This is a genomic window from Pseudoalteromonas sp. S3431 (genome assembly GCF_000690035.1).
GTDB lineage: Bacteria > Pseudomonadota > Gammaproteobacteria > Enterobacterales > Alteromonadaceae > Pseudoalteromonas > Pseudoalteromonas fuliginea.
The window spans coordinates 1-1,937 of the sequence record NZ_JJNY01000119.1 but is presented as its reverse complement, the minus strand read 5'-3'; the positions used below and the strand labels follow the sequence as shown (position 1 = coordinate 1,937).

Below are 1,937 nucleotides of genomic sequence, written 5' to 3'. Positions count from 1 at the left end.
GATCTTGTCTGAACTAATACATCTTATCGATTAAAACCACAATACCCATCTTCACTTGAAATGCGTGCTTCACACTAAATTATCTATAGGATCTGGACTATTCCACCACGGTACATCTAATTTACTCTCGATAAAATACAAGCAAAGGCATTATTGATGTTAAATAGCCTTTAATACCAACTGACATAAGTACCGGTACAATTTAACGAATTCCCCTTCCAATAGCGTTGTTATAATTTTTATTTAAAACAACTAGATATAAAAAATATTACCTAGTCTTTAAGTATTAAAATTTATTTAACCTAGGGCTGCACATGTTTGGTATTTATACTGCTTTATCGCCTATTGATGGGGGTAACCGCACAACATAGGCTAACCCTTACCTAAAAGATAAACAGACTCTAGTTATAGTGCAATTTACCTATAGTTAAATAGACCTCATATCTAAATAACCTGAACTCTGGATAATAAATTTATCTCAAGCAGTTGTTTTCAGCGCTAACTGCGTTTAATTTACTGAAATCTCTAGCTAGAGAGAAATAAATTTAAATATCACTGTAGTTCAATATGTTAGTAAACCTCTTAACCAGAGATCAAATAGAGTAGGTTGGTTTAACCATTGAAAATTACTGATAAAAACGAATACTCCTTAGCATTAATTTGCTAAAGGGTTTTTATTTGCGTTAAATTAGCCCATTGGCAAAATAAATCAATAAACTGGTCGTGTTTATCAACTTTAAACCATTAGGAATTTATGACTAAAGATATATTACTGCATCCGTTTCTTCTCTCACTAATAATGTTAACAATTGCATTTGTGCTTAAGATACTTGTCGATAAGTTAGCAAAAAGTCGCGCCGAGAAAAAAGAAAAAGATATTCGCTACATCGCGCATAATATTAAGCACTTTATTAACTTTGTAATGGTGATATCACTTCTCTTTGTATGGTCTACAGAGATTCAAAACTTTGCACTTTCTATCGCTGCTTTTGCTGTAGCGATTGTACTTGCAACGCGTGAATTTATTCAGTGTGTAATAGGCTTTTTTTACCTAGTAACAACACGCCCATTTAGAGTGGGTGATTGGATACAAGTTGGTGATTACTTTGGTGAAGTTGCTGAAACCGATTGGATAAAAACAACCATGCATGAAATTGATATACATACTTATCAATTTTCGAGAAAAACCATATACATACCAAATAATAAGCTGATTACCAGCTCGATTAAAAACTTAAACTTTGTAAAACGCTTTGTTACACATCATTTTATTATTGTCCGAAGAGAGAGCTTTAACCCGTACCCTATTCACGACACATTAACTGAACAGGCTAAGCTGTACTGCGAAGAGTTTCAAGAAGTAGCAAGCCGCTATAATTCGATGATTGAGCGTAAACTTGATGCAAAAATATCTGGTCCAGAGCCTGTAATTCACTTTGGTACAACCGATTTAGGTGAGTTTAAAGCAAGCTTTACCTTGTTTTGTCCTACAGAAAAAGCGCTTGAGATAGAGCACAAATTAACAGAGTGCTTTTTTGCGTTATGGTATAAAGAGGCTGAAAAAACTAAAGGGGATGAGGGAGAAGTATAAACCTCACCTACCCAAAGTAAAAATACAAATCGTAGGTGCGAATTTATTTCGCGCTCTATTTCTGAGCCTACATTTAAAAAGCGAGGTGTAAAACCTCACCTACACAGAGTAAAAATACAAATCGTAGGTGCGAATTTATTTCGCGCTCTATTTCTGAGCCTATATTTAAAAAGCGAGGTGTAAAACCTCACCTACCCAGAGTAAGCAGGCAAATTGTAGGTGCGAATTTATTTCGCGCTCTATTTCTGAGCGTATATTTAAAAAGCGAGTGTAAAACCTCACCTACCCAGAGTAAAATACAAATCGTAGGTGCGAATTTATTTCACGCTCTATTTCTGAGCCTATA

Annotated in this window: 1 protein-coding gene; it reads left to right on the top strand. The window is 34.7% G+C overall.

Going from position 1 to position 1,937, the window contains the following annotated elements:
- The first annotated feature begins 754 nt into the window (after nt 1-754).
- Nucleotides 755-1,591: a mechanosensitive ion channel family protein gene (locus DO88_RS00705; RefSeq protein ID WP_007378994.1), complete on the top strand. Its 837-nt coding sequence runs from the start codon at nt 755-757 to the stop codon at nt 1,589-1,591.
- Nucleotides 1,592-1,937 lie beyond the last annotated feature (346 nt).